The sequence below is a fragment of the Gemmatimonas sp. genome (genome assembly GCF_044344655.1).
Lineage (GTDB): Bacteria > Gemmatimonadota > Gemmatimonadetes > Gemmatimonadales > Gemmatimonadaceae > Gemmatimonas.
This window is the reverse complement of record NZ_JBIJCN010000015.1, coordinates 18,018-43,988: the sequence shown is the minus strand read 5'-3', so window position 1 is coordinate 43,988 and position 25,971 is coordinate 18,018. Positions and strand designations below refer to the sequence as shown.

Here is a 25,971-nt window from a genome sequence, read left to right as displayed (position 1 = left end):
ACCATACACTGGAGACGGACTATGCATCGCACGCGCAAAGGCTTCACGCTGATCGAACTGCTGATTGTCGTCGTCATCATCGGCATCCTCGCCGCGATCGCCATTCCGAAGTTCGCCGATACCAAGCGCAAGGCGTACATCACGGCCATGAAGTCGGATCTGAAGAACCTCGTCTCGGCAGCCGAAGCGCACTTCTCGGACAACCCCGCGACGGGCTATGCGACCTTCACGTTCCCGACGACGGGGTCGGCGGGCGTGATGATCTCCGGGAGCGGCACCGCGACCGGCTGGTCGGCCACGGCGACGCACGCGAACGCGGCCGGCGCGAGCTGTACCATCGGGGTCGGGACGGGCGTCGTGGCCCCGCTCTCCGAAGGCGAGCCGGGAGGATCGGCCTGTCGGTAAGTCGTACTCATCGTCAAAGCATCCTTGATCCGCTGCGCTATACGATGCGAAGACCTCGCCTCCGGATGGTGTGGACGCGCGCTCTTGCAGTTCGCGATGCATCGTGCAAAACACTGGGCCCAGATCGCTGTCGAGTGCTGGTGTGAACGTGGTAAAGCATGGTTGATGAATGACTTGCGAACTCTCGGCTTCATGGTATGCACGTTGCTCATTGTCGGGGCGTCGAGGGTCGGTAACGGCCCAGGCGAAATACCCCCACCTCTTGAGGACCATACCATGCGTCGCACTCGAAAGGGCTTCACGCTGATCGAACTGCTGATTGTCGTCGTCATCATCGGCATCCTCGCCGCGATCGCAATTCCGAAGTTCGCCGATACCAAGCGCAAGGCGTACATCACGGCCATGAAGTCGGATCTGAAGAACCTCGTCTCGGCCGCCGAAGCGCACTTCTCGGACAACCCCGCGACGGGCTATGCGACCTTCACGTTCCCGACGACGGGGTCGTCGGGCGTGATCATCTCCGGGAGTGGCACCGCGACCGGCTGGTCGGCCACGGCGACGCACGCGAACGCCGCCGGCGCGAGCTGCACCATCGGGGTCGGGACGGGCGTCGTGGCCCCTCTCGCCGAAGGCGAGCCGGGCGGCCCGGCCTGCCGTTAGGCGCCACCAGCTCCTCTGAGGCCGGCGAGGGGGCAGGCAATGATCCGCCCCCTCGCCGCGCAGTCGCCAAGGTCCACCACCACGTGTTTGTCCTTCGGGTGATTCGACCGGCCAGAAAGCCGTGACTGATCTCAAGCGCCCACGCATTCACGATCGGCTGCAGCGAGTCCTCATAATCGCCAGCGCCGGACTCATTATTGCGATCATCATCACGATGTGGTCCACCGAGCAGCTGGTGGCCGCGGTCCGGTGGCCGATCGCGGGGCTATTGGTGTGTCTTGTGGCCGTCACGTCAGCCCGCGCACTGCAGCGCCAGGTTGCTGAGCTGATCGAGGCGCCGCTCGGTTACTGCGTGAAGGCCGCTGATGCAATTGCCAGCGGCGATACTACGCAGAAGGTGCCACCGGCCAGTACGCTCGAATTTGATCAGCTGGCCAGCAGCATCAACCGCATGACGGACCAGCTGCATGCGGCCACCCGGTCCCGTATGCGCGTCGAACGGCTGGCGACGATGGGGCGAATTGCGACGGGCATCTCCCATGAAATCGGGAATCCTGTTTCAGCGATCGCCAACTACACCCATGTCCTGCGTATGCGGACGAAGGACGTCGACGGCACGGCCGAGCCACTCGATGCCCTCGAGCGGGAGATCGCACGCATCGATCGCATCATGCGCGGTCTCCTCGATTACGCCCGCCCGCGGCACCTCACCCCAACACCGGTCGTCGTCGATGAGGTGATCCACGACGTTCTGCGCTTCCTTGGTGACCAGGGGATCACGCGACGCATGCAGGTATCGCTGGAGCTCGGGGCACCGGACGGCGTGGTGTACACCGAGCGGCACGACCTCGAGCAGGTGTTCGTCAACCTGCTCCTGAATGCCGTCGATGCCATGGACCGTGATGGGGAAATCGTGATCCGGTCGCGCATCATCGATGCCGTGGCGTTTTTCAAGAGCAGCGAGCAGCGGCGAACCGATGCCGGCACCCCCCAGTGGCCCCACCGTCCCGGCAAGCGGGCGCTCGCCTGGCTCGCCCGACCGGCGTCACCGTCGCGCCTTCTCGAGGTGCTCGTGGCCGACTCCGGCACCGGTGTGGCACCGGAAGATACGGAGCGCATTTTCGAACCCTTCTTTTCGACCAAACAGCCGGGGAAGGGGACGGGTCTCGGTCTGGCGATCGTAGCGACAACCATCGAGAACCTCGGCGGTACCATTTGGGTGCAGCGGGCGCGCGAAGGGGGCGCTGCGTTTGTGATCTTGCTACCGCTGCACGAAGGCGGCATGGCTGCCTTTCCGCAGGAGAGCGCCGGCGCGTTCAATTGAGCAGGCACGCGATGTTCTGGTGACGGCGGTGTAGGCTGGGTGACGTAGCATGTCCCCATGACCTTCTCCGTCTACCATTCGCAGCCGCGCTCGCGGCGTTCGTTCAGAGCGCCCACTCGTCGAGGTCGCGTGCTATTGGAATCGTGCGTCGCCCTCATGGTGCTGACCACCGCCAGCACATTGCTTCTGCTCGCCGCCTCTACCTCGGCGCATCTCGTCGACACCGTACGGATGCAGGCTGTGGTGGCGCAGTACACGACTGCTGCCCTCGCGGAGGCTGCCCGTCATGGTTGCCGGGGTGTCACCGGGTCCTCCGTCGCCGTCTCCCGGTTGCGCGTACGTGCCGCACCCAGCGGCGATGGTCTTGCGACCGGCGTGTTCGTGTCGTCCGTTTGGCGCCGCGCGCCGCTCGCCGGCGGACCATCCGGTCGCACGCATCGCGACAGCACCAGCACGAAGGTGTGGTGCGAGCAATGAAAGCGTCACGCCGCGCACGCCGCGGCCATTCCCTGATCGAACTATTAGTGTCGCTGCCCTTCGCGATCATCGCCGCCACGGCGGCGGCCATGCTCATCGTACAAATTGCGCGCGTTACGCGGACCCAGAGCGCACTGCTGGCGTCCGTGCGCGAACTGCGCCACGCACACGCAGTGCTGCGCGATGATTTGGAGCCACTCGAACCGCGTGACCTCGTCGCGGTGACGGACTCGCTCATCGAAGTGCACGCACATCTCGGGGTGCTGCAGCTGTGCGAGCAACCAACGGCATCCACGGTGGTCGTAGCGGCTCCGGCGCGCTCCGATGATGCCTGGGTAATTGGCGTGCGGCCGGGAGACGTGGTGCGCGGCTACGAAACGTCAAGTGAACCGGCGGCCGCTCCGCGCGAACGCACCCGGATCGTAGCCAGCCCCCCGCAGTCAGTCGGCCGCGGTGGCTGCGGCGTGTTCAACACCCTCGTGGGCCGCCGATTCCGCCTCGCCTTTGCCGATTCGCATCCGCCGATGGCTGCCGGAACCCCCATACTTGTACAGCGGGGGGTGCGCTATCAGCACTATCGAAGCGGCAACCACTGGTGGCTGGGCCGCCGCACGCGCGACGGTCTCGTCTGGGAAGGCCTCCAGCCGGCCGCCGGTCCCCTGCTGCCGCCGACACAACGCGGCATGCAGGCGGTTGTCATCGATGCGCAGGGCGCTCCGGCTCCGACGGATTCCGCGGCTGCCGTTCGCCTCCTATTGCGCACGCCGCGGCGTATCCCACTGCTCGGGACAGGCACCGCGACTGTTCCGGCCGACTCCATGCTGATGGAATTGGTGCTGCGCGCGAGGATCTCCCGCCGACTAGCACAGTGACGCCCCGGCGGAGTGCGTGGGGACGCGATCGGCTCGGCTATGTGTTGCCGTTCGTGATAGTGGTGGTTGCTGCTGCCGGAGTGCTGGCGTTCGCCTTCGTCACCACGGCCTTGCGCGCTACCCGCGCGGGGGATCTGGCCACGCGGGCCGAGGAAGCGCACGCGGCCGGTGCCGAAGGCATGGCCCTCACGCTTGGGCAGTGGTCCGCCGATTCGCTCTGGACACGTGCGCTGGGTTCTGTCGTATCCCGCACCCTCGTTACTCAAGCTGGCGTACGAGTGCATGTGGAGTGGGTACGCACGGCCCCGATGGTCGCGTGGCTGCGGGCACGCGCCGAGCGCTCAACGAGCCGCGCGTTCGACACCGGACGCCGAGAGTTTGTGCGGCTGCTGCACCTCGCTCCGCCGCCGGTGCCGGTTATGGCCGCCATCACCAGCACGGGCCCGGTGTACGGCGCCGACGGCTCGCTGCTGTCCGGGCGTGACCTACCCCTCCCCGACAGTCCCTGTGGAACCCTGCGTGATACTCTGAGCGTATCCCCCGCCAGTGCCGCACTCGTTCGGCCCGAAGCCGGGCTACGGTGGGACGGAGCGCCGGTCGCCGCGGTGGTGTCGGTCGCCACCGCCACCCGAGTCGACAGCACCGTACGTGATCTCGCCGGACGGTTGCCCGTCGAGGTACGCGATTCAACTCCGGCGCCCCTGCGCACCCTCCAGACCAGTCCCGGCGAGCCTCCGCGCTGGCGGGCGCTGGCCCTCGCAGCCTCTCTGCTGCACTTGTTGGCCGAGGCCGAATGGCATGGCCTATTACTACTCCGTGGCCCAATGGCCGTGCGGGGGGAGCTCGCCGTAACCGGGCTGGTCGTGGTGGAAGGGCCGGTGGATCTGCGCGAAGCCAAAGTGCGCGTCCGCGGCGCAATGGTCGTGGCCGATCCGCTACAGCATGGGACCCACCTCGGCACGTCGAGCCGTCTGCTGTACGATCGGTGCGCCGTACAAATGGCCTTGGCCACGGTGGCGCGCCCCGTGGCGCGCCCGTTCTTCCTCTGGCACCGGCTCGTGGAGTAAGCGCTCCGCACCACATGCGGGGCTTCAGCGTCGCCAGGCGCAGGCCGACACTATCACGGCGTAGGCCCCCGTGCCAGCCAGGCGCCCTCGGGAAGGCGTTACCTCGTGAGACTCCGGTCGTTTCAAGGATGACACGCCGGTTCCAGCAGAACAATCCGTCTTGTTCCTGCGAACGAACGAGGCGCACGAATGAAACTCACTGCGCAACCACCATCCCCATGGCGATCTTCGGCCGGAAGAACATCAGCGTCGGGCTCGACGTCGGCTCCGGGCTCGTCAAGGCCGTGGTCATTGACCACAGCAGCCCCGCCCCTGAACTGGTCAAGGTCGTCATCACCCCGCTCAACGATACGGCCATCGTCGAGGGTGAGGTCATGGATCACGGGATTGTGGTCGACGCCATCCGGCAGACGCTCGTCGCAACCGGTCTGAAGGCGACGCACCTCGTGGTTTCGGTGGGCGGCCGCGACGTCATCGTCAAGAAGATTCAGGTAGAACGGGTCAAGGAACAGCAGGCACGTGAGTTGATGCGCTGGGAGGCAGAACAGCACGTGCCCTTCGACATGGACTCCGTGGAGCTGGACTTTCAGGTGCTGGACCCCGACGGCGATGGCCTCGACATGAACGTGCTCCTCGTCGCCGCCAAGCGCGAGCTGGTCGAGGCGAAGCAGGCCTTGCTCCTGGAAGCCGGCGCAGCGCCCCTGGTGATCGACGTGGACGCCTTTGCCCTGCACAATGCCTTCGAGGCGAATCACCCGGAAGCGATGAACGGCATCGTTGCGCTGCTCAACATCGGCAACGAAGCCACTAACCTCAACATTCTCGACGAGGGTGTGCCCATCCTCACGCGCGATCTCGGCATCGGCACGCGCCGCTTCCGAGAGGATCTGCAGCGCGAGCACGGCATCAGCGTCGAAGAAGCCGAGGAGCTGCTGCGCGGATTCGATCGTCATCCCCTGTTGGATGGTGCCGTGTCCATGCGTGGTGAGGAAATCGCGATCGGTCTGGAGCGCGCGACAACCTTCCTCGCCACGTCATCGCGCCATTTCGGTCAGGTGCGCGCCGTCTACGCCTGCGGAGGTGGTGCCCGTGTACCCGGCCTGCTGCCGTGGCTCGCTGAGCGTTTGCGCATTCCGGTACAGCCGGCCAATGCGCTCGCCAAGCTCACGGTCCGAGACGGTGCTCTTGAGTTTCTGTCAACTGACGAAGTTGCGCCACTGCTGATGCTGTCAGTAGGACTCGCGCTTCGCACCGCCGCATGACCGCCGGGGGCAACGACCCATGATGCTCGAAATCAACCTTCTGCCCGGAGCCACGAAGGGAAAGAGCCGCGGCGGTTTCACTCTGGCGGGTGTGCTCCCTTCGTTCGGGTCAGGCATCCGCGACCCATTTCTCATTGCGGCCGCCGCCTGCGTGGTCATGTCGATGGCGGCGGTTGGTACGCTGTACACTGTTCAGCGCGCGCGCACTGGCCAACTCGCGGTCCGCATGGACAAGGCCTCACGGGATTCCACGCGCTATGCCAAGGTCCTCGCCGCACGCCGCAAACTGACCGCCGAGCGCGACTCGGTACTGCGACAGCTCTCGATCATACGCACCATCGACGAGAGCCGGTACAACTGGGCGCACATCCTCGATGAAGTGAGCCGTGCGCTCCCCGCATACACGTGGCTCACAATCATCGAGCAAACCACGAAGGCGCCTGCGCCGCCAGGTGCCGACACATTGGCAGCGCATGGTGAAGCGCCGGTGCCTGTCGCCGGTGCCGCGGCCACGAAAGCCGGCGCGCGCATCATGACGGCCGATACGATTGCCATTCACCCGCCGCTCGGGTTCCGCCTCGTGGGTCAGACGGTGGATATCCAGGCGCTCACGATGTTCATGCGTCAGCTCGAAAGCTCACCCTTTCTCCAGCGGGTCATGCTCGCCAGGTCTGAAATCGTGATTGTCGACGGCAAGGACGTCACGCAATTCGAGCTGAGCGCCGAATACGAAGTGCCTCCCCCGGGCGTCGTGGTCACGGCCCCGCTCGTTGTCCCTGTCCGCTGAGTCCTCCATGGCAACCCTCCCCACCACCCAGCGAGACCAGATCAAGTTGCTGATCGGCTGCTCGGCGATCGCACTTGCGGTGCTCTATTGGATGTACCCCTACGCGTCGCAGAGCGAACAGATCGTACTCGGCGAGGCGCATGTGGCTGAGCTAGAGGATGCCAACCGGAAGGCCGCCCGTGAGTTCGCCAGCGGTAGTATCGACGACTTGCGCGTACAAGCCGCCGTGAACCGCTCAGCGCTCACCGTCATGCGTCGTCTCGTCCCAACCGGCAACGAAGTGCCCGCCCTTCTCGAGGAGGTCAGCACAGCGGCGCGGCGTGCCGGCCTTGATGTGGGTGGGGTGGTCCCCGAGCCCGTGATTCTCGGGGATCGGTTCGATGCGTATCGCTACACCGTCACAATCATCGGTGGCTACCACCAGCTTGGTGAGTTCCTCGCCAACGTGGGATCGCTTCCCCGTATCGTGGCGCCCGTGAACTTCTCCATCGTTCAGGGCTCGGCGAACGCGCAGCGCGCGCAGGCGCGCACGTCTGAGAAGGGCGCACTCGCGGCCACGGTGACGCTGCAGGCGTATGTGGAGAAGACGGCACCCACCGCGTCCACGTTAAGGGAGCGCACGTCATGAGATGGCCTGCCTTGTGTCTGACCCTATTAGCCGCGTCGAGCGGTTCAGCGGCCCTGCTCAGTGCGCAGTCGCCGCCGATCCGGTCGGTGCGTGGAGAATCAGCCGGCACCATGGGGGCAGTCGTCACCCCCACCGCCACGCCGGTGGCGAAGGTCCTGCCCACGGAGATCACGCTGAACCGTGAGATCTTCAGCTACAGCGGTGGTGGTCGGCGTGATCCGTACAAGTCACTCATGTCGAGCAGCGAGGTGCGGCCGCTCTTGAGCGATCTTCGCCTCACAGCCGTGGCTTTCGATCCTGAAGGGAACAACTCGGTCGCCATCCTCCGCGACACATTCTCCCGCACTCAGTACCGGGTACGGGTGGGTCAGCAGCTTGGCCGTCTCCGGGTCAGTGCTATCCGCCAGAAGGCGGTGCAGTTCACCATCGAAGAATTCGGCTTCAATCGCCAGGAAACGCTGCCGCTGAGCAGTGACACGACGAAAGTGAGGAACCCCTGATGGGACCGACCACCGTGACGGTGATTGCCGCGATCCTTCTTTCCGGCGCGCCCGCGTCCGCGAAAGGTACCGTCCTTTCGGCTAACACCGCTATCACCATCGATGAGACCATCCGTGGCCGCGTCCGGGCGGTTGAGGTTGCGCCCGCGCCCGCCGGGACGGCGATCACAATCGACGTGGATGCGACCGCGGAGCTGCAGCATTTCGCGCTCGACAACCCCGCGCGCATCGTCATTGATCTCGGCGGTGCCATCCTCGGTATCCCGTCACGGTACGACGGCCGCGTGCGCGGCGCCGTCCGCAATGTGCGCCTCTCGCAGTTCCGCGCCGACACGGTCCGCCTCGTCCTCGATCTCGATGGTGCCCACGCGTACACCGTCGAGCGGGATGGCAACAGCGTCCGCATCAGTATTGAGGGGCCCTCCTCGCAGTTCGCCCGTTGGACTGAAGGGCGTCCGGGCGCCGGGGACGCGGCGGTCACAACTGGTCGTCTCGATGCGCCGCTGGCAGCAGGGGGTGCGCCCCCCGCCGCACCGAATGATTCCGCCCGCATGGGCGGTCTACAGAGCGCGGAACCGGTCAAGCATTCGGACGCCACCCTCGATATGCTCACGCCGCGCACGCCGGCATCGGTGGCGTCGATCAGCGCCGCGCGCCGTCAGCAGCAGAAGCCGCGCATCACCGTCAGTTATGATGGCACCAATATCCGTGATGTGATCGCCGCCTTTGCGACCTTCTCTGGGCGCACCATCGTTGTCGGCAAGGACGTGGATGGCACAGTCACTGCCGATATCGCCGACAAGCCGTGGGACGTGGCGCTGCAGGCGATCTTGCAGTCGCAGGGGCTCGCCGCCACCGAAGATGCCAGCGGGATCATCTCAGTCGACAGCTATCGCAACCTCGCGTCCAACCAATCGCTCGAGCCATTGATCACTCAGGTCATCGATATCAACTACGCCAAGGCCAGTGTCCTGCGGGGTACGGTACAGGCGCTCCTCGCACGTGACTGTACCGGCCTGAGCACGATGCAGACCGGCCGTGATCTCGGTCTGCCGATGAATCAGGGTGGCGGTAGCGGTACCAGCGCGAGCGCGCAGCAACAGATGGGTGGCCAAGGCTGTGTGGTGCGCGGCTCGGTGGCTGCTGACAGTGCCACCAACAAGTTGATCATCACCGAGGTGCCGTCGCGCCTTCCCGAGATCGTGTCGCGCATTCAGCAGCTCGACATCCGCACCCGGCAGGTCGCGATCAAGGCAAAGATCATCTTCGTGAACCGGACAGGCATTCAGGACATCGGCCTCGCCTACGATCTCGGTACCGGCAACAAGCAGTTCTTTCAGCAACTCGTGCCGCGGACCGATCCGAGCACATTGCAGCCGATCGACACCGATGGCGACGGCGTGCCAGACGCGACGGGTGGCGGCACACCGTTCCAGAGCCCAGCCCGCATCGCCCTCGGGGGCAATGCGATCGCCGGGATCGCGAACGCCAACAACGCGATCAAGCCGAACGCGCTCAATCTGATCTACAGCACCGCCCTCGGCCGTTATCAGTTGACGGCATTCCTCAACGCGCTGCAAACGTCATCGCTGGCCGATGTCCAATCGGAGCCGAGTATCACGATTCTGAATAACCGCAGCGCTGAGATCTTCGTGGGCCAGGAAATCCCGATCCGCGTGATCGATGCGGGCGGGCAGGGGGCGCAGGGGGGGGGAGGGGGCGGCGCGGGTGCCGGTGCGGGCGCGCAGGCGCCGAATGCAGCGGCCTTTTTCCCTCGCGCTGCGGTATCGAAGGAGGAGGCGGGGATCAAGCTGTCGGTCACCCCCCAGATCACCAACAACAAGATGGTCCTCATGAGCATCAAGGCCGAGAACTCCAGTGCGGAGATCTCGCAGACCGATGTGGGGGTGATCTTCAATCGGCAACGCGCTGAGTCTCAGGTGCTGGTTGCCGATGGTGAGGCGGCGGTGATCGGCGGGCTCACGGTGACGGAAACGACCCGGTTCCGCAGCGGCATTCCCGTCCTGATGAACCTCCCCTTCGTGGGGCGCCTGTTCTCGCAGAACTCCAAGAACGAAACCAAGCGCGACCTGCTGATTCTGGTTACGCCGCACATTCTGGACGACGACGTCACGCCACCCCCGGGCCGCTGACGCGACGAGGAGAATTTCGACATGCTCTCCGTTTCCATTGGGTGCGCGGCGGCGCGCCCCACGCCGTACCGGCGCACCCTGCCGCGGGCGGCCGCTCTTGCGGCACTGGCTCTGCTCGGCGCCTGCAGTGGCGACGAAGTGATCGATCCCCCGTTCCGCGATCAGATCAAGCCCCGCGTTTCCATTGCAAAAGGCAATGTCGTGGCCGACACGTTGCTCAGTGTCACCGTCAATGCCACGGACAACGTGGGGCTCAAGCGGGTGCGCCTCCTGTTTGCCGGTGGGATCACCGCGGCATACGACACCGTGATGGTGAGTGCGGTGACATCACTGGCCTTCAACGTCACCGTGAAGGTGCCGAGTAACGCGCCGATCGGTGCGACGGTGAATGCGCGCACCGTGGCTACTGATGGTGCCGGCAACGTGTCTGATACGGCCGTCGTTGCGCTCACAGTGGGCAACCTCGAGCCGCCGCAGGCCGTTATCACCAGCCCAGTCGCCAACTCGCCCGTGGTGAGTGGGAAAGCGCTGGTGCTATCGCTCTCCGCGAAGGCACGCTACAGGGTCCGCACGGTTGGGTACCAGATCAGCGGGGCGTACACCGTAGCCGACTCGCTGGTGTATGCCTCGCCGCTCCGTGACTCGATTGCCATTCTCGATACACTCACCATCCCCGACTCAGTGCGCGGGGCGACCATTAGCGTGACGCCGTTCGTGACCGATTCGCTCAACCAGCGGGTGCTGGGGATCGCGGTCCCCTATGCGGTGCAAAGTCCGGTTAGCGCGAACACCATTCCAGTGGTACGGACCGGTGTTTCGCCACGCGTCGAATTGAGCGACACGATCTTCGTGGAGGCCACCGACCCGGTAGGCATTGCCACGATCGGTTACGAAGTGCGCACGCTGGCGGGCCAAATCCTGGTAGCAGATTCGGTGAGCGCCACGGGCGCCTTCTCCACGCTCGTTCGCACCTTTCGAGCGCGAATTCCCGCCACCGTGTTTCCGACGCCCGTTACCGTGGCCGGCTTCGCGCGCAATGCGAACGGCCGCCGGGATGTGGCGCGCTACGGGTCCGGCGCGCTTCGGGCCGACACGGTGCAGGTGGTGGCCGGCTACACCAACCCACTCCCTGCGGGAGGCCAGATCGCCGACGCGCTCTACGTGCCGCGTACCGACCGCCTCTATCTCACCAACATCGAGCGCAACTGGCTCGAAGTCTTCAATCTCGCGGACAGTACCTTCCGCACGCCGATCGCCGTTGGTTCACGCCCGTGGGGCCTTGCTGCCTGGCCGCGCAATCGCGACGGCGTCATGGGGGATACGCTGCTCATCGCGAACTCCGGTGGTACGAACATCAGTTACGTGAACCTCAATGCCGGTGCTACCGGCCGGGAAGTGTATCGCTATCCGCTGCCGAACATCATGGTGTATTCGATCACGAGCGTCCGTGCCGCGCAGACCGATCAAATCATCACGCAGCGCACCGCGTACGATTTCAGTGATCGGCCACAGTTCGTCGCGACGACCTGTGCGGGACCGGTGGCCGCTGGCGCCGCCTGCGGCGACGTGATTCTGGTCTACTCCACCACGCCCACCCCCGGACAGAGCACGCCGTTTCCCAATCAGGGGACCTTGCGCTGGGAAAACCTGAATAGGCAGTCCTCGCATTTCTTCTTCGAACAGGCCATGGGCCAGACGGCGAACCGCGCCGATACGCTGGAGATTGAGCGGTACGCGGCCGGTGGGGTGGGAGCGGACTCGGTTCTCCTGCCCGCTCGGCAGCGCGTCACACTCGGCGATGGTAGCAGTTACAGCTATTCCATCGTGGCCCGTCTCGACCAGCTCGCATTCCGCGATACCACCTTCGTTCGGAACTCCGGCAACTTCCGGCGGGTGGTGATGGGGGAGGGTGGACCGGTGCGTGGCAGCCGTGCCCTCACGTACGATGTGACGCGCGGTTTCGAGACCACGCCGCCGATTCCCGTAATCGACCGCGGGGTGTCGCGCCCCGTCGACGTGACGGACTTCATTGCGAATACCTTCGCCCGCGTTCAGGGGGTGGGTATCAACTTCGACGGTGAGCTCAACGCGGTGAAGGGGGACTCGACCTACCTCTTTGACAACGCGTTGCGGCTGCAGGGTATCCTGCAGAGTCGGCCGAGTGCCGGCGGCCTCGACTTTCACCCGCTCAACACCGGGGTGAACGCCATCCCCCTCCGGACGCGCCTCTCCTTCGTCGCCTCGAGCGAACCGGTGATCGACGTGTTTGACACCTTCTGTTACCGAAAGGTCGCCACGATCCCGATTCGCGACCCGATCATCGGACCAGTTCGCGCCACGGTCCGTCCCAACGGCCAACTGGTGCTCGTAGGAGCAACCGTCCGTGGAGTGACGCTCGTGGCACTGCCGGACAATGCCACGACAACCTGCCAGTGAGTGACCGGGGCGCGCTGTCGGATGCGCGCCCCTCGCCAATTGTCTCCGTTTGCGGGTCGCGGTACGTTCACCGGATGCCTCTCAGGTTCACCACTGCCGGCGAGTCGCACGGCCCGGCGCTCGTTTCCGTGCTCGAAGGGATGCCCGCGGGAGTACCCGTGCTGGCCACCGACGTGGATCAGCAACTCGCGCGTCGGCAGCAGGGATACGGCCGCGGCCGACGGATGCAGATCGAGACCGACTGCATCGAATTCCTGTCCGGCGTGCGCGCCGGTGAGACGCTCGGGTCACCCATCTCGATGCTCATTCGCAACAGCGACTGGGCAAACTGGCGCGAGATCATGGATCCGGCGCCGCGCGACGGCGACGCGCATGGGCTGCGCAAGCGCCACGTTACGCGGGTGCGCCCCGGCCATGCAGACCTGACCGGCATTCTCAAGTACGATCGCACCGATGCGCGCGACATCCTCGAGCGGGCGTCGGCCCGTGAGACCACGGCGCGGGTGGCAGCGGGCGCCATCTGCCGTGTGCTGCTGCGCGAGGTAGGTGTGGAGATCGGCTCGCATCTCGTGCACCTCGGCGGCATCGATGCGCGCCGCCCCGAGGTGTTCCCCGCGGATCTCAATGCCGCCGCTGATGCGTCGCAGCTACGTACACTCGACGCCGACGCGGAAACGCAGATGATCGCACGTATCGATGCGGCCAAAGCGGACGGCAACACCCTCGGTGGCATCTGCGAGGTCGTGGTTGCCGGACTTCCCGTGGGCCTCGGTTCGCATGTGTCGTGGGACACGCGAATCGACGGTAAGCTTGGGCAGGCCATGCTCTCCATCCCTGCCGTGAAGGGTGTGGAGATCGGTATGGGTTTTGAGGCGGCGCGTCGCACCGGGGCCGACGTGCACGACGAAATCGAAGCGGCCCCCGGGCGGACCCGCGCCGGTCACGTGCGACGCCGGACCAACCGGGCCGGGGGGACGGAAGGCGGCATGACCACCGGGGAGGAACTGGTCATCCGGGTGGCGATGAAGCCGATCAGTACCCTGATGCGGCCACTTGGCACCGTCGATACCGTCACGGGTGAGGCGGCCCAGGCGGTGGCTGAGCGGAGCGATGTCACGGCGGTCCCGGCCATGGGTGTGATCGCCGAGGCGATGGCCGCGTTCGTGATGGCCGACGCCCTCCTCGCCAAATTCGGCGGCGACTCTCTGGCGGAGACGCGCCGCAATCTCGACGCGTACCTCGCTCGTCTTGACGAGCGGGTCGACCGCTGACCGTCCCGTCGCGCCAGATCGACGGGCACGTGGTGCTCGTAGGACTTCCCGGTGCCGGCAAGTCCACGCTGGGGCGTCAGGTGGCGAAGCGGCTGGGACGTCCGTTTCTGGACTTTGATCAGGAGATCGAGCGCCGTACCGGTCTGTCTGTGTCCCGGATTTTCGCCGAGCGCGGTGAGGCCGCCTTTCGGGCGCTTGAGGTCGAGCTGACGCGGGAACTCGCCGGGGCGCCGCCCATGGTGCTGGCGCCAGGCGGTGGGTGGGTGACCAACGAGGGGGTGATGGCGCTCCTGCGACCCCCGGGGCGCATCATCCACCTCAAGGTCTCCCCGACCGAGGCGCTCCGTCGGATCTCCCGTTCGCGCACCGTGCGACCGCTGATGCAGCACGCCGACCCAGCCGTGACGATGCAAGCGCTGTGGGAGGTACGTGCGGCCCTATATAGTAGGGCCGACGCGGAGCTTGACGTGGAAGTCATTTCTTCGCAACAGCTTACGGATTCCATTGTGGCGCTTGCCCATGAGGGGACGCCGGAGATAGGTTAGGAAATGGACGATCGATGGGCGCCGGTCTTGGACGAATTGCGCGAAAGGTTTGCTGCCGACACCGATGTGGTGGAGGTGGAGGCATACCTGTCGTCCAAAGGATACGACCGGCGACAAATCGGTGAGATTCTTTCCCTTCTGTATACCGATATTGCGCCGAGTCCGGGTTGGGCCGGCGCCGACGGCGTTCGTGAGTCGTCCCTGCGCGTGCAGGGCCCCCACGAGCGCGGCCGGTTCACGATCGAGGCCTGGGGCTACCTGTTGTCGCTGTACGCCTCCGGTGTCGTGACCCTCAACGATTTCGAGCAATTGGTGGAGCGGGCGCTGATCCATGTCGACGGCCGCATCTCGCTGGCAGATCTCCGCGCCTTGGCGGACGATGCCGGGCTGGATGATGGCGCCATGGGCGGCGAGCGCCCCCTGATTCACTGAGCTGATGCCAACAAAGAAGGCAGCAACCAAAACGGCGAAGAAGGCGGTACGCACTTCCCCCGCCAAGACCACCACCAAGACGGCGGTGACAACGGTCGCCAAGAAGGCTCCCGCCAAGAAGGCGGCGGCCAAGAAGGCGGCGGCCAAGAAGGTGGCCGCGAAAAAGGCCGTGTCGCGAAAGGCGACCAGCCGGATCGCCGCTGACGAGATCGAGGCGGAGCTCGAGTCGCCGCCGGCTGGCGGGACGTCGCTCGTCATCGTCGAGTCGCCGGCCAAGGCCAAGACGATCGGCAAGTACCTCGGGCGCGGGTATACCGTACGCGCCACCGTGGGCCATGTGCGCGATCTCCCCGCCAAGAAGCTGGGGATCGATATCGATCATGGGTTCGCGCCGGAGTACGTGACCATCGAGGGGAAGGAGGACATCCTCACCGACCTCAAGAAGATCGCCAAGGGCGCACGGGAGATCTTCATCGCCACCGACCCTGATCGCGAGGGGGAGGCGATCGGCTGGCATGTGGAGCAGTACTTCACACAGCCCAAGCGGCATGCCGTCTCGGCGCCCATTCGCCGAGTGATGTTCCACGAGATCACGAAGGACGCCGTGCACAAGTCCATGGCCAAGCCCATGGAGATCGACAACAAGAAAGTTGAGGCGCAACAAGCGCGTCGCGTCCTCGATCGCCTGGTCGGTTACAAGGCCAGCCCGGTGCTCTGGAAGACCGTCAAGAAAGGGCTCAGCGCTGGTCGCGTGCAGACGGTGGCGCTGCGGCTGATCGTCGAACGCGAGCGTGAGATTCGTGCGTTCACGCCGGTCGAGTACTGGAGCATCACGGCCGATCTGCTCAAGGGGCAACAGCCGTTCACGGCCAAGCTGCACCACGTCGACGGGAAGAAGCCGGAGATTCCCAACGGTGCGGAAGCCGAGCGCATTCTCAAGGACCTCAAGGGGTGCAGCGAGTTCGTCGTCACCGAGGTGAAACGTCGCGAACGTCGCAAGAATCCGTCGGCGCCCTTCACGACGTCAACCCTCCAGCAGGAAGCGGCCAAGAAGTTGGGGTTCGGGTCCAAGCGCACCATGCGGCTCGCGCAGGACCTGTACGAAGGCATCGACATCGGGATCGACGGTGCGACGGGTCTCATTACGTACATGCGTACGGACTCCACGCGCGTGTCGGAAGATGCGGCCAACACCGCGCGTGAAGCGCTTCGCGCGCAGTTCGGCGAGGAGTACCTCGCGGCTCAGCCACAGCTCTATCCGAGCGGGAAGGCCAACGCCCAGGACGCCCACGAGGGCGTGCGCCCAACCGACCCCACCCGTCGACCCGAGGCGGTGCAGAAGTACCTCACCGCCGACCAGTTCAAGCTCTACCAGCTGGTCTGGCAGCGCTTCATGGCATCCCAGATGGCGCCGGCGGTGTTCGATACCACCACGGTGGACTTCAATATCCCGCTCGAGCAGCGCACCTACCTGTTCCGGGCCACCGGGTCGGTGGTGAAGTTCCGGGGCTTTCTCGCTCTGTACCGCGAGGCGCGCGAAGAGGGGGACAGCAAAGCGCTTGAGGACGAGCAGGCGTTGCCGCTGCTCGAGCTCGACGAACGCGTACCGGTCCGGGCCATTACCCCCACGCAGCACTTCACCGAGCCGCCGCCACGTTTCTCCGAAGCGTCGCTCGTAAAGGAGCTCGAGCGCCTCGGCATTGGTCGTCCGTCCACGTACGCCAGCATCATCTCGGTGCTTGCCGAACGCCGCTATGTGGCGCTCGAGCAGCGTCGCTTCTTCCCCTCACCGCTTGGCGAAACGGTGGAGAAGGTGATGGTGAAGAAGTTCCCGCAGGTGTTCAACGTGGGCTTCACGGCCCAGATGGAAGAGGAGCTCGACAAGATCGCCGATGGCGAGATCGAATGGGTGCGCGCGCTTGGTGATTTTTGGACGCCGTTCCAGCGCACGCTCAACGACAACGATCTCGATGCCCTGATCGGCGAGGCATACGATCTCTCCGCGCTCGCGCAGGAGAAGTGTCCCGACTGCGGTGGCCGGCTCGTGGCCAAGGGCGGCTTCTTCGGCCCATTCGTAGCCTGCGAAAACCACCCGAAGGCGTGCAAGTACACGCGTCCCATCAAGGGTGAGAAGAAGCCGGCGGAACTGACCAGCTATCTGTGTCAGGAGTGCAGTGCACCCATGGTGGTGCGTCACGGCCGTTCGGGCGACTTCCTGGGGTGCAGCAAGTTCCCCAAATGCCGCGGCACGCGCAGCATGCCCACCGGTGTGAAGTGTCCCAAGGATGGTGGGGAGATCGCCGAGCGTCGCTCAAAGAAGCGCGGGAAGGCGTTCTACGGGTGCGAGAATTACCCCAACTGCGATTTCGTGGTGTGGGACAAGCCGGTGGCCGAGCCGTGTCCCGAGTGTGGGAACGTGGGCGCCGAGGCGAAGAGCAACAAGACGCGCGGGACCTTCCGGAAGTGCCTCAAGTGCACGAACGAATGGGACGTGGCCTCGCCGGACGACGCCGAGGTTGCGGAGGTCGCGTAATCCGCTGGCGCCGTTCCGTCGGTACGGAACGACGCTATCTTGAGGTATGAGCAAGCCAGTGCATGTAGTGGGTGGCGGTCTCGCCGGAAGCGAGGCCGCCTGGCAGTTGGCGGAGCGTGGCCACGCGGTGGTCCTCCACGAAATGCGTCCGGTCCGCGGGACCGCCGCGCACCGCACCGACAAGCTCGGTGAGCTGGTGTGCTCCAATACGTTCAAGAGCACCGAGACCAGCAATGCACACGGCCTTCTCAAGGCCGAGATGCGGACGCTCGGATCGTTGATCCTGGCCTGTGCCGATGAGGCGCGTGTGCCTGGCGGAAGCGCGCTCACCGTGGACCGTGAGATCTTCTCGCAGGGCGTGCACGACCGCATCCATGCGCATCCGCGCATCACGGTCACCCGTGAGGAGATGGGTGAGATCCCGGAGATTGGGATCGTCGCCACCGGGCCGCTCACCAGCGATGTGCTGGCGGAGCGCATTCGCGCACGCCTTGGCGTGGAGTCACTGGCCTTCTACGATGCCATCGCGCCCGTGGTGAGCTTCGAATCAGTCGATCAGGGCACCGCCTTCCGGGCCTCGCGCTGGGGCAAGGAGACGATGGAAGGCGCGGGGGAGGAGGGCGCCTACCTCAACTGCCCGTTCACGCGCGATGAGTACGAAGCGTTCATCGATGCGCTCACCACCGCCGACCAGTTCACGGCGCACGAGTTCGACAGCGTCCCGTACTTCGAAGGGTGCATGCCGGTCGAGGAGATGGCGCGGCGTGGTCGTGAGTCGCTGCGTTTCGGTCCCATGAAGCCGATCGGGCTGCGCGATCCGCGTACCGATACCAAGCCGTGGGCCGTGGCGCAGCTGCGCATGGAGGACCGTGCAGGGCGCATGTGGAATCTGGTGGGCTTCCAGACGCGGTTGCGCATTCCAGAGCAGGCGCGCGTGTTCCGCATGATTCCCGGTCTCGCCGATGCGGAGTTCCTCCGGTACGGGAGCATTCACCGCAACTCGTACGTAAACGCGCCCGCTGCCCTGACACCGCATCTGGCGCTGCGCGCTGCGCCCACCACGCTCTTTGCGGGACAGATCACCGGCGTCGAGGGCTACACCGAAAGCAGCGCTACCGGGCAGTTGGCCGGCATCAACCTGTCACGCATGCTGCGCGGCGAGGAGCCCGTGGTCCCCCCACCCACCACCATGATGGGTGCGCTCTATCGCTATTTGCGGGAGGCCGACCCGAAGCATTTCCAGCCCATGAACGCGAACTTCGGTCTGCTCGACGATCTCGAGGGCGTACCGGCCAAGGTGCTCAAGGACAAGACCCGGAAGCGCGAGTTGTTCGCCGAACGAGGGCTGTCCTCGATGACGGCGTGGCGTGATCTGCACGCGGTATCGGCGGTGAGCGCGGCGTGAGCACCGGGATGGCGGAGATGCCCCTGCCCACCGAGATCGCCGAGTTCCTCGTGCATCTCGAGAAAGAGCGGGATCTCTCCCCCAATACCCTCGTGGCGTACACGCGTGACCTGCGTGAGTTCAGCAGCTGGCTCGCGCAGACATACGGCATCAATGGGTGGGACTGGAACGAGATCACGCGCACCAGCGTGCGCGGCTACATGGCGCATCTCACGCGTCGGGGACTCGCCAAACGCAGTTTGGCCCGCCAGCTGAGTGCCGTGCGGAGCTTCTATCGCTGGATGCACCGCGATGAACGGGTGGACGTGAACCCGGCACGCGCCGTGGGGACGCCACGGCTGCCACGCACGTTGCCGGCCTATCTCGATCGGCAGCAGGCGGACACGTTGCTGCAGCATGCCACGACGCGTGCGCAAAGTCTCGAGTTTACCGACGTGCGCAACCTCGCGATGCTTGAACTGTTCTATTCGAGCGGTCTGCGTCTCTCGGAGCTCCGCGGCGCGGACCTCCAGGACCTCGACCTCGTGTCGCAGCAAATCAAGGTACGCGGGAAGGGCCGCAAGGAACGCATTGTGCCCCTTGGGGACCACGCTCAGCGCGCGCTCCGCAACTATCTCGTGAAGCGCGATGCGCTGCTGCAGAAGCTCGGCGGTGTGAAGGCTGGCCGGCTGGCGCGCGGCGCCGTGTTTCTCAGCGAGCGCGGGACGCGCATCAGCGTGCGTGCGGTGCAGCACGCCATGGTATCACTCCTCGACGCCGTCGGCGAAGGCGCCGATCTCACCACGCACTCGCTGCGTCACACCTTCGCCACCCACTTGGTGGATGCCGGCGCCGACCTGCGCGCGGTGCAGGAGCTGCTCGGGCACGCCAGCATCAGCACCACCCAGATCTATACCCACACGAGCGTCGAGCGCCTCAAGAAGGTGTACCGGCAGGCACACCCGCGGGCATAGCGAGCGGCGTACCACCGCCGAGAATTACCGCCGCTCTCGCTGCATCGAGATTCCCCCCGCAGATCACGATCCCCACCGTCTTGCCGGCAAGGTGCGGTGCCATCCGTCGCAGCCCCGCCAGCCCCGTGGCGCCCGAGCCCTCGGGAAGGTTGTGGGTCGTGGACCAGAGGTCTCGCACGGCCTGCGCAATCTCCGCGTCGCTGGCCAGCACGAAGTCAGACAGGCCGCTGCGCAGGGTCTCGAACGTGAGCTCGTAGGTCGAGCCCGTGGCGATGCCTTCGGCGAACGTCTGCACCGGCGCGTTGCGTCGGGTATTCCCGTCACGCCATGCGTCGTGTTGTGCCGTCGCCCCCTGACTCTGCACCGCATACACCGCGAGCGACGGTTTCACGGCGGCGGCGACCACGAGGGCACCCACCGCCTGCGAGCCACCGCCCAGCGCGATTACGATCGCCTCGAGCTCCGGGGCCTGCTCCAGAAACTCAGCGGTCATCGTGCCTGCGCCCGCAATGACGGGGCGATGATTCGTGGAATGCACGAGCGTGCGTTGCTCCTCGTCCGCGATCGCCTGACAGGCCACCACCGTCTCGTCGTAGCGCTCACCCACTTCGATCAACGTGGCACCGTAGGATCGGATCCCCGCGTTCTTCTCCGGGTTGTTCCCCTTGGGCACGCACACCGTGACCGGCACCCCCCGCGCAGCGCCGGCCCACGCCAGCCCCAGACCATGATTGCCCGTGGTGGCGGCGATCACGCCGCGGGCCGCCTGCTCCGCGGTCAGCGCTGTGATCGACGCGGACCCGTTGCGCACCTTGAAACTTCCCGTGGGCAGGTGGTTTTCGTGCTTCACGAGTACGCGAATGCCATGCCCCACCAGTTCGTCGAGCAGCGGGTAATGGCGGATCGGCGAGGGTTCAAGCAACGGGCGCAGGCGTTCCCGCGCTGCACGGATATCGTCGTAGGTGACCGGGTGCGGCACGGCGGGCGGGGCAGGAGGGCGGGGATGGCATCTGCGCGCTGGGCCGCCAGCGCGTGGCACGAGCATGGCTCTATGCTGCGGGACATCGGGGGCGCTTGGCAAGGGGCCATCACGCCGGGTATCGGGGTCCGCCGTACGTGTGTCACTCCACCGGTGCGCGTCGTATGTTTCCACGCGACGTCGCCGATGCGGCCCTCTGTTCGCCCCTTGCCTGGAATGCGTTGCCATGCCGCTCCCCGAGATACGCGCCACCACCATCCTTGCCGTCCGCCGAGACGGTCGTGTTGCCATCGGTGGCGATGGGCAGGTGTCCATCGGCCACACCGTAGCGAAGAACAGCGCCGTAAAGGTGCGCGTCCTCAAGGGCGGTCGTGTGGTGGCCGGCTTCGCCGGATCGGTCGCCGATGCACTCACGCTCTTCGAGAAATTCGAGGAGAAGCTGGAGCGACATCCGGGTAACCTGCCGCGCGCCGCGGTGGAGCTTGCCAAGGAATGGCGCAGCGATCGCGTACTGCGTCGGCTCGAGGCCATGCTCATTGTGGCTGACCACGACCACGGATTCATGCTGAGCGGCAACGGGGAACTCATCGAGCCCGATGATGGCATCCTCGCGATCGGTTCGGGTGGCCCCTACGCCGAGGCGGCGGCGCGCGCGCTCCTGCGGGAGACCACGCTGTCCCCTCGTGACATCGTGACCAAGGCACTGACCATTGCCGGTGAGCTCTGCATCTACACCAACACCCACATCACGGTGCTGGAACCCACTGCCTGACATGCCGTCACCACGTACACAGCAGGCCATCGCCCGACTCGCTGATCTCACGCCGCGACAGATCGTCGCGGAGCTGGATCGCTACATCGTGGGACAGTCCGCAGCCAAGAAGTCCGTGGCGATCGCCCTGCGAAACCGGTGGCGTCGCCAGCGAGCCCCCGAGTCGATTCGCGAGGAGATCGCGCCAAACAACATCATCCTTATCGGCCCCACCGGTGTGGGGAAGACGGAGATTGCCCGCCGCCTTGCCAAGCTATCGGGGGCGCCCTTCGTGAAAGTCGAGGCCTCCAAGTTCACGGAAGTGGGCTACGTGGGGCGTGACGTGGAGAGTATGGTGCGCGATCTCGTGGAGAACGCGATCGACATGGTACGTACCGAGCGCGAGGCAGAGGTTGAGGACCTCGCCGTGGAGAAGGTAGACGAGCGCATCCTCGATCTCCTGCTCCCCAAGCCCCCAGCGCTCGTGGCTGAAGCCTCAGCCGACGCCCATGCCGAGCACGAGCAAGCCGTCGAGCGGTACAAGCGCACGCGCGAAAAGCTCAAGGCCCTATTGCTCGATGGCCAGCTCGATGGGCGCGAATTGGAGATCGACGTCACGCAGTCCGGCCCCGGTCTGCCCAGCAGCGCCATGCCGGGTGCCCCCGACGGCATGGAGAGCATGGCGGAGTGGTTCCGCGACATGCTGCCGAAAAAGAAGAAACGCCGCACCGTCAAGGTGAGCGAGGCGCGTCGCATTCTCCTCGACGAGGAGCTCGAGAAGCTCATCGACCTTGACGATGTCACCACCGACGCCCTCGAGCGCACCGAGGCCATGGGTATCGTGTTCCTCGACGAGATCGACAAGATCGCTGGGGAGCGGGGGCACGGTGGTGGCCCGGACGTGTCGCGTGAGGGGGTGCAGCGCGATCTGCTGCCGATCGTGGAGGGATCGAACGTGCAAACGAAGTACGGCATGGTGAAAACCGACCACATCCTGTTCGTTGCGGCTGGCGCCTTTCATGTGAGCAAACCCAGCGATCTGATCCCAGAGCTACAGGGGCGCTTCCCGATTCGCGTGGAGCTCAAGGCGCTCACCGAGACCGACTTCGTGCGCATCATGACGGAGCCGGAAAACGCACTCACCAAGCAGTACGCGGCGCTCGTGGCCGCCGAGGGCGCCGCGCTCGACTTCACCGCCGACGGGATCGCCGAACTTGCTCGCGTGGCCACGCGCGTCAACGAACGGATGGAGAATATCGGCGCGCGACGGTTGCATACGGTCATGACGACCCTGCTCGAGGACGTGCTCTACGAGTTGCCGGACCGCGGCACGGCGCCAGTCACCGTGGATGCCGACATGGTGCGCGAACAGCTCCGCCCGATCAGCGAGGATGAGGATCTGCGGAAGTACATCCTGTAAGGCGCGCATCCGGCCACGGATGCCCCGTCCGCTGAGGCGGTTCCACCCTCCCCTCAGGGAGCGTGGTCCGCTATGTTCCCAGAGGTCCCCGCAGACGGCACGGCCCCCCGGCCGTGCCGTCTGCTTTCCGTTCCCCGGATGGCATAGCAATACAGGCGCCCATGCACACTGTGCAGCCGCACCGCGACTTCCTCAACATCGCCGACTTTTCACCGGCCGAAACCTTCGCCCTGCTCGACCTCGCCGAGCGGATGCGAACGGGGAAGTACGACGCCCGGCCACTTGCCGGAAAGGCACTCGCCATGCTGTTCATGAAGTCGTCCACCCGCACGCGCATGTCGTTCGAGGTGGGGGCCATTCAGCTTGGTGGCACCGCGCACTTCCTGTCCCCTCGCGATGTGCAGATCGGCCGGGGCGAGCCTATCGCCGACACGGCGCGCGTGCTTTCGCGCTATGTGCAGGGGATCATGATCCGCACCTTTGCGCATCAGGATGTGGTGGAGCTCGCGCAATACGCGAGTATCCCGATCATCAACGGCCTGACGGACCTCTCACATCCCTGTCAGGTCCTGGCCGATGTGCTGACCATTCAGCAGCACCTCGGCGACGTGCGTGGCAGGAAGGTCGCGTGGATCGGCGACGGAAACAACATGGCCAATTCGTGGATTGAGGCGGCCGCCCATCTGGGCTTTTCCCTTCGCGTAGCCTGTCCGGAGGGGTACGACCCCGACGAGTCGTTCCTCGCCGCCGCCACCGCGTCGCATGCCGATGTGCAGCTGCTGCGTGATCCGCGGGAAGCCGTCGACGGGTGTGACGTGATCACGACCGATGTCTGGGCGTCGATGGGGCAGGAGGAGGAACAGGCGCGCCGCGCCATGGCGTTCGCGCTCTATCAGGTGGATGGGGACCTCATGGCTCGCGCCGCGAAGCACGCCATCTTCCTGCACTGCCTCCCCGCCCATCGTGGCGAAGAGGTGACCGCCGAGGTTATCGACGGACCCCAGAGCGTGGTGTGGGACGAAGCCGAGAACCGGCTCCACATCCAGAAGGCCATCATGGCCGCCCTCATGGGGAACGAGCCCCTGTAACGCGTCACAATACCGAGACCCACATATGCCCATCGCCGCCGGTCAGCCCGCTCCCGATTTCACGCTTCCCACCGAGACGGGCGATATGCTCACCCTGTCGTCGCTGCGCGGTCAGTGGGTGGTGCTCTATGCGTACCCCAAGGACGATACGTCGGGATGCACTACGGAGTCGTGCGAGTTCCGCGACGCCTTTCCACGCTTCGGTGGCAAGAACGCCGTCATCCTCGGGATCAGCCCCGACGGCGTAAAGTCGCACCAAAAGTTCAAGACCAAGTACGACCTGCCGTTCACCCTCGTTGCCGATGAGGAGAAGGTTGCCCTCCAGGCATACGGGGTGTGGAAGGAGAAGTCCATGTACGGCAAGAAGTACATGGGCGTGGAACGCACGACGTTCGTCATCGATCCGACCGGCACCATCGTGAAGGTGTTCGAGAAGGTGAAGCCGGCCGGTCACGCCGCCGAAGTGGAAGCGATGATCGGCTGAACGGCGTGCCCGATGACGTTCGGTTATGGGTGCCAGTTCGTGAACGCGTCGGCCACCGTCACCGCGTGGTAGCCGCGCCGCGCCAGGAATGCCGCGGCGTGCGCAGAGCGGGTGCCGCTCGCACAGTGCACCAGGACCGGCTGATCGTTGGCCAGCTCCTTGAGGCGAGGCAACAAGCGGGTGTGGGGGATGTGCTGCGCCCCGGGTACGTGCGCGGTGTCGAAGTCTGCCTTGCCGCGCACGTCGAGGATCCGCACGCCGCCGTCGGTGCGGCGCTGCTCCATCTCGGCCATCGAGATCGCGTCCATCGACGTGACCGCTCCCCCCTGCGCCGTATACTCGGCGAAGTCGGCTGGCGTGAAGTACCCGCGAATGTCGTCGAGGCCGATGCGTAGTAGCAGGCGCACAGCCTCCTCGACGTGCCGGTCGTTGATGAGGAGGTAGATGGCGGTCCCCTCTTCCACGTACGAGCCGGCGATGTTCACGAACTGGTAGCTCCAGTCGGCCAGCAGGGACGCAGGGAGGTGCGCGGTGAGGAACTCCGCTCGTGACCGGGTATCAAGGACCACCGCGGTGCGGTCACCCGCACGGGCGCGCAGTTCCTTCTGCCCAAGGTGTGGAATACTTGGCACTGCCCCGATGACCTTGGGGCCGACCTTGTTGTCGCGCTTCATCCGCGCGAAATAGAGCGGCGGCTCCGGTTGACCGCTGAGGATGTAGTCGATGAAGGCCGTCTCGTCGCTCGCCGCGCGGATGGCCGGGTTGAAGCGCAACTCGTAGCCGACCGTCGATGACGGCACATCACCCAGGGCCTTGCCGCACGCGCTGCCCGCACCGTGTGCCGGCCATACCTGTGTGTACTCCGGCAGCGATCGGAACCGCTTGACCGATTGATACAGCTGCTGCGCGCTGGGGATCATGGTGCCGCTCACTCCCGCCGCCTCCTCCAGCAGGTCGGGACGTCCGAGATCGCCGACGAACACGAAGTCCCCGGTGACGATCCCGATCGGATCCGTTGCGCCGCTGCCGTGATCGATCACCTCATACGAGAGGTGCTCGGGGGTGTGTCCCGGGGTGTGGACCGCGACGAACTCGATGTTGCCGACCTGGAAGCGATCGTCGTGCTTGAGCAGGCGGTACTCGTAGCTGGAGTCGAGTAGCCATTGGTATCGCCACTCCGCGCCACCTTCATCGCTGGCATACACGCGCACCCCACGTTCGGCGAACTCCCGGAGCCCCGAGAGATAGTCGGCATGGATGTGCGTATCGGCGGCCGCCACGATCCGCAGCTTGTGCTTCGCGGCAAGCGCATAGTAGCGGTCGATATCGCGCTCGGGATCCATAATGATCGCCTCGCCGGAGCGCGGGCATCCGATGAGGTACGCATACTGGGCAAGGGCGGGGTCGAAGCTCTGGCGGACGAGCATTGCACGTCTCCTGGGTCGGGCCATTGGGGCGGCCGCCTGCGGCCTGTGATATTCATATATAACTAATAGCAAATATCTGACAGGGGCAACGTCTGGCCGCACGTGGCCACGG

24 protein-coding genes are annotated in these 25,971 nt (G+C 65.4%); 22 read left to right on the top strand and 2 right to left on the bottom strand.

Going from position 1 to position 25,971, the window contains the following annotated elements; genetic code table 11:
- Positions 1–21 precede the first annotated feature (21 nt).
- The 18 genes from ACIQ51_RS06250 (at position 22) to ACIQ51_RS06165 (ending at position 19,710) form a co-directional block, all read left to right on the top strand.
- Positions 22–405 (top strand): type IV pilin protein, encoded by a 384-nt coding sequence (locus ACIQ51_RS06250; protein WP_396204161.1) that lies wholly within the window; start codon positions 22–24, stop codon positions 403–405.
- 276 nt (positions 406–681) lie between these two features.
- Complete coding sequence (locus ACIQ51_RS06245) at positions 682–1,065, top strand: type IV pilin protein (RefSeq protein ID WP_396204160.1); 384 nt, start codon at positions 682–684, stop codon at positions 1,063–1,065.
- A 121-nt stretch (positions 1,066–1,186) separates the two neighbouring features.
- Complete coding sequence (locus ACIQ51_RS06240; protein WP_396204159.1) at positions 1,187–2,389, top strand: sensor histidine kinase; 1,203 nt, start codon at positions 1,187–1,189, stop codon at positions 2,387–2,389.
- 129 nt (positions 2,390–2,518) lie between these two features.
- The gene (locus tag ACIQ51_RS06235) at positions 2,519–2,866 is read left to right on the top strand and encodes a hypothetical protein (protein ID WP_396204158.1); all 348 of its coding nucleotides are present in this window, start codon (positions 2,519–2,521) and stop codon (positions 2,864–2,866) included.
- Positions 2,863–3,738, top strand: coding sequence for a hypothetical protein (locus tag ACIQ51_RS06230; RefSeq protein ID WP_396204157.1), 876 nt, complete (start codon positions 2,863–2,865; stop codon positions 3,736–3,738). The genes ACIQ51_RS06235 and ACIQ51_RS06230 overlap by 4 nt, the downstream gene beginning before the upstream one ends.
- Complete coding sequence (locus tag ACIQ51_RS06225) at positions 3,735–4,805, top strand: hypothetical protein (protein ID WP_396204156.1); 1,071 nt, start codon at positions 3,735–3,737, stop codon at positions 4,803–4,805. The genes ACIQ51_RS06230 and ACIQ51_RS06225 overlap by 4 nt, the downstream gene beginning before the upstream one ends.
- Before the next feature lie 218 nt (positions 4,806–5,023).
- A complete protein-coding gene (pilM, locus tag ACIQ51_RS06220) occupies positions 5,024–6,067 on the top strand; it encodes a type IV pilus assembly protein PilM (protein WP_396204155.1) in 1,044 nt (347 codons plus the stop codon).
- A 19-nt stretch (positions 6,068–6,086) separates the two neighbouring features.
- The gene (locus ACIQ51_RS06215) at positions 6,087–6,854 is read left to right on the top strand and encodes a PilN domain-containing protein (protein ID WP_396204154.1); all 768 of its coding nucleotides are present in this window, start codon (positions 6,087–6,089) and stop codon (positions 6,852–6,854) included.
- A gap of 7 nt (positions 6,855–6,861) precedes the next feature.
- Complete coding sequence (locus ACIQ51_RS06210; RefSeq protein ID WP_396204153.1) at positions 6,862–7,482, top strand: type 4a pilus biogenesis protein PilO; 621 nt, start codon at positions 6,862–6,864, stop codon at positions 7,480–7,482.
- Positions 7,479–7,982: a hypothetical protein gene (locus tag ACIQ51_RS06205; RefSeq protein WP_396204152.1), complete on the top strand. Its 504-nt coding sequence runs from the start codon at positions 7,479–7,481 to the stop codon at positions 7,980–7,982. Before ACIQ51_RS06210 ends, ACIQ51_RS06205 begins: the two co-directional genes overlap by 4 nt.
- Positions 7,982–10,135, top strand: coding sequence for an AMIN domain-containing protein (locus ACIQ51_RS06200; RefSeq protein ID WP_396204151.1), 2,154 nt, complete (start codon positions 7,982–7,984; stop codon positions 10,133–10,135). Before ACIQ51_RS06205 ends, ACIQ51_RS06200 begins: the two co-directional genes overlap by 1 nt.
- 21 nt (positions 10,136–10,156) lie before the next feature.
- Positions 10,157–12,571: a YncE family protein gene (locus tag ACIQ51_RS06195; protein WP_396204150.1), complete on the top strand. Its 2,415-nt coding sequence runs from the start codon at positions 10,157–10,159 to the stop codon at positions 12,569–12,571.
- A gap of 74 nt (positions 12,572–12,645) precedes the next feature.
- Complete coding sequence (aroC, locus tag ACIQ51_RS06190) at positions 12,646–13,842, top strand: chorismate synthase (protein ID WP_396204149.1); 1,197 nt, start codon at positions 12,646–12,648, stop codon at positions 13,840–13,842.
- Positions 13,843–13,871: 29 nt separating this feature from the next.
- Entirely contained in the window at positions 13,872–14,387 is a 516-nt protein-coding gene (locus ACIQ51_RS06185; RefSeq protein WP_396204148.1) for a shikimate kinase, read from the top strand.
- Between the two features lie 27 nt (positions 14,388–14,414).
- A complete protein-coding gene (locus tag ACIQ51_RS06180; protein ID WP_396204147.1) occupies positions 14,415–14,819 on the top strand; it encodes a DUF494 family protein in 405 nt (134 codons plus the stop codon).
- Positions 14,820–14,823: 4 nt separating this feature from the next.
- Entirely contained in the window at positions 14,824–17,352 is a 2,529-nt protein-coding gene (gene topA, locus ACIQ51_RS06175; protein ID WP_396204146.1) for a type I DNA topoisomerase, read from the top strand.
- Positions 17,353–17,398: 46 nt separating this feature from the next.
- Positions 17,399–18,757, top strand: a complete 1,359-nt coding sequence (gene trmFO, locus ACIQ51_RS06170) for a methylenetetrahydrofolate--tRNA-(uracil(54)-C(5))-methyltransferase (FADH(2)-oxidizing) TrmFO (protein ID WP_396204145.1) — start codon at positions 17,399–17,401, stop codon at positions 18,755–18,757.
- An 8-nt stretch (positions 18,758–18,765) separates the two neighbouring features.
- Positions 18,766–19,710, top strand: a complete 945-nt coding sequence (locus tag ACIQ51_RS06165; protein ID WP_396204144.1) for a tyrosine recombinase XerC — start codon at positions 18,766–18,768, stop codon at positions 19,708–19,710.
- On the opposite strand, the gene ACIQ51_RS06160 is transcribed toward ACIQ51_RS06165, so the two are convergent.
- A complete protein-coding gene (locus tag ACIQ51_RS06160) occupies positions 19,673–20,689 on the bottom strand; it encodes a threonine/serine dehydratase (protein ID WP_396204143.1) in 1,017 nt (338 codons plus the stop codon). The genes ACIQ51_RS06165 and ACIQ51_RS06160 overlap by 38 nt on opposite strands.
- Positions 20,690–20,915: 226 nt before the next feature.
- On the opposite strand from ACIQ51_RS06160, the gene hslV reads away from it, so the two are divergent.
- The 4 genes from hslV (at position 20,916) to ACIQ51_RS06140 (ending at position 24,432) form a co-directional block, all read left to right on the top strand.
- Entirely contained in the window at positions 20,916–21,461 is a 546-nt protein-coding gene (gene hslV, locus ACIQ51_RS06155; protein ID WP_396204142.1) for an ATP-dependent protease subunit HslV, read from the top strand.
- 1 nt (position 21,462) lies between these two features.
- On the top strand, positions 21,463–22,860 hold the full coding sequence (gene hslU, locus ACIQ51_RS06150) for an ATP-dependent protease ATPase subunit HslU (protein WP_396204141.1): 1,398 nt from the start codon (positions 21,463–21,465) through the stop codon (positions 22,858–22,860).
- 161 nt (positions 22,861–23,021) lie between these two features.
- The gene (gene argF, locus ACIQ51_RS06145; RefSeq protein WP_396204140.1) at positions 23,022–23,948 is read left to right on the top strand and encodes an ornithine carbamoyltransferase; all 927 of its coding nucleotides are present in this window, start codon (positions 23,022–23,024) and stop codon (positions 23,946–23,948) included.
- Between the two features lie 25 nt (positions 23,949–23,973).
- Positions 23,974–24,432, top strand: coding sequence for a peroxiredoxin (locus tag ACIQ51_RS06140; RefSeq protein WP_396204139.1), 459 nt, complete (start codon positions 23,974–23,976; stop codon positions 24,430–24,432).
- 23 nt (positions 24,433–24,455) lie between these two features.
- On the opposite strand, the gene ACIQ51_RS06135 is transcribed toward ACIQ51_RS06140, so the two are convergent.
- Entirely contained in the window at positions 24,456–25,859 is a 1,404-nt protein-coding gene (locus tag ACIQ51_RS06135; RefSeq protein ID WP_396204138.1) for a rhodanese-like domain-containing protein, read from the bottom strand.
- Positions 25,860–25,971: the final 112 nt, after the last annotated feature.

What these genes read in the sequence shown, in the direction of transcription:
- hslU (WP_396204141.1), top strand. Translation starts at nt 21,463, where the DNA reads ATGCCGTCACCACGTACACAGCAGGCCATCGCCCGACTCGCTGATCTC.
- ACIQ51_RS06215 (WP_396204154.1), top strand. Translation starts at nt 6,087, where the DNA reads ATGATGCTCGAAATCAACCTTCTGCCCGGAGCCACGAAGGGAAAGAGC.
- ACIQ51_RS06135 (WP_396204138.1), bottom strand. Translation starts at nt 25,859, where the DNA reads ATGCTCGTCCGCCAGAGCTTCGACCCCGCCCTTGCCCAGTATGCGTAC.
- ACIQ51_RS06200 (WP_396204151.1), top strand. Translation starts at nt 7,982, where the DNA reads ATGGGACCGACCACCGTGACGGTGATTGCCGCGATCCTTCTTTCCGGC.
- hslV (WP_396204142.1), top strand. Translation starts at nt 20,916, where the DNA reads ATGCCGCTCCCCGAGATACGCGCCACCACCATCCTTGCCGTCCGCCGA.
- argF (WP_396204140.1), top strand. Translation starts at nt 23,022, where the DNA reads ATGCACACTGTGCAGCCGCACCGCGACTTCCTCAACATCGCCGACTTT.
- ACIQ51_RS06230 (WP_396204157.1), top strand. Translation starts at nt 2,863, where the DNA reads ATGAAAGCGTCACGCCGCGCACGCCGCGGCCATTCCCTGATCGAACTA.
- aroC (WP_396204149.1), top strand. Translation starts at nt 12,646, where the DNA reads ATGCCTCTCAGGTTCACCACTGCCGGCGAGTCGCACGGCCCGGCGCTC.
- trmFO (WP_396204145.1), top strand. Translation starts at nt 17,399, where the DNA reads ATGAGCAAGCCAGTGCATGTAGTGGGTGGCGGTCTCGCCGGAAGCGAG.
- ACIQ51_RS06165 (WP_396204144.1), top strand. Translation starts at nt 18,766, where the DNA reads ATGGCGGAGATGCCCCTGCCCACCGAGATCGCCGAGTTCCTCGTGCAT.
- ACIQ51_RS06205 (WP_396204152.1), top strand. Translation starts at nt 7,479, where the DNA reads ATGAGATGGCCTGCCTTGTGTCTGACCCTATTAGCCGCGTCGAGCGGT.
- ACIQ51_RS06195 (WP_396204150.1), top strand. Translation starts at nt 10,157, where the DNA reads ATGCTCTCCGTTTCCATTGGGTGCGCGGCGGCGCGCCCCACGCCGTAC.
- ACIQ51_RS06140 (WP_396204139.1), top strand. Translation starts at nt 23,974, where the DNA reads ATGCCCATCGCCGCCGGTCAGCCCGCTCCCGATTTCACGCTTCCCACC.
- topA (WP_396204146.1), top strand. Translation starts at nt 14,824, where the DNA reads ATGCCAACAAAGAAGGCAGCAACCAAAACGGCGAAGAAGGCGGTACGC.
- ACIQ51_RS06210 (WP_396204153.1), top strand. Translation starts at nt 6,862, where the DNA reads ATGGCAACCCTCCCCACCACCCAGCGAGACCAGATCAAGTTGCTGATC.
- ACIQ51_RS06245 (WP_396204160.1), top strand. Translation starts at nt 682, where the DNA reads ATGCGTCGCACTCGAAAGGGCTTCACGCTGATCGAACTGCTGATTGTC.
- pilM (WP_396204155.1), top strand. Translation starts at nt 5,024, where the DNA reads ATGGCGATCTTCGGCCGGAAGAACATCAGCGTCGGGCTCGACGTCGGC.
- ACIQ51_RS06250 (WP_396204161.1), top strand. Translation starts at nt 22, where the DNA reads ATGCATCGCACGCGCAAAGGCTTCACGCTGATCGAACTGCTGATTGTC.